Origin of the sequence: Paucilactobacillus vaccinostercus DSM 20634 (assembly GCF_001436295.1) — a bacterium.
In the GTDB taxonomy this organism is placed as follows: domain Bacteria; phylum Bacillota; class Bacilli; order Lactobacillales; family Lactobacillaceae; genus Paucilactobacillus; species Paucilactobacillus vaccinostercus.
Genome location: NZ_AYYY01000008.1, coordinates 1 through 1036, shown reverse-complemented (window position 1 = coordinate 1036; position 1036 = coordinate 1). Strand labels below are relative to the sequence as shown.

Below are 1036 nucleotides of genomic sequence, written 5' to 3'. Positions count from 1 at the left end.
AATAACAGACCGGCAAAATTAATTGAGCCATCACCTCGAATTTTGAGATGATGACTCAATTTTGATTTTAAGCTTCAACTTGCTTAATCGATGAAGAGTTATAATTCCATGGTAAATAAGCCTCCAGTTTATTCTCAATTTCTTGTTTTGAGAGCTGTGACACGTTTTTTAACAAAAATTCAATATATTCTCTGGGATTGGTTTTGTTTGCTTTGGCACTTTCAACGATGCTCATCCAGATGGCATTTGCTTCAGCGCCTTGCGGGCTGGTTGAGAACAGCCAGTTCTTACGGCCGATGACGTAACTTTTCATATTACGTTCCGATGCATTATTGGTAAAATCGACTTCGCCATAAAGTAGAACTCGATTTAATGCAGTTCGTTGACCCTGTGCATAGGCAATAGCTTTTCCTAAACGTGTTTTAGGAAGGACATCTGCCATATCGCACCACTGCCAAAATTCATCAAGTAATGGCTTTAGATACTTTTGGCGTGCCTGATATCGTGCAACACTATCCCATTTTCGCCACTTTTGTTCTTCATGCATCATCTGACCAATTAAAGTTAATCCCTTTGATGCATTGAAATGTTTCTTGTCGATATTGGCATCGTCATAAAACTTACGTCGTACATGGGCCCAACAGCCAACATGTTCAACTGAGTCCGCAATGGCGTTATAGCCGTAGTAGCCGTCACACTGAAGAACTCCTGTAAATCCGGAATATAGTTGCTGCGCCACTTTTCCTGCCCGACTATCTGCATAGTGATAGAGCACAATTTGATGTTGGGCACGACCGATGGTTCGTGCAAGCCAAATATATGATTTACTGGTGGCTAATTTACCCGGCTCTTGTAAAACTTGATAGGGCGTTTCATCACCTTGAAGGAATTTCTGGGATGCCAAATTTTGTCGGAGTAGATCATAAACCGGCTTCACAATCTGGGCACAAGCAATCATCCAATTACCCATAGTCTTATCGCTCAAATCTAGTCCTTGGTTTTTCCAATATCCTTTTTGGCGATATAGCGGTGTACC

1 protein-coding gene is annotated in these 1036 nt (G+C 41.4%); it reads right to left on the bottom strand.

Annotated features, from left to right (window positions below; translation table 11 throughout):
- Positions 1-67: 67 nt before the first annotated feature.
- A partial coding sequence (tnpC, locus tag FC26_RS02845) for an IS66 family transposase (RefSeq protein ID WP_157061019.1) occupies positions 68-1036 on the bottom strand: 969 nt, incomplete at its 5' end.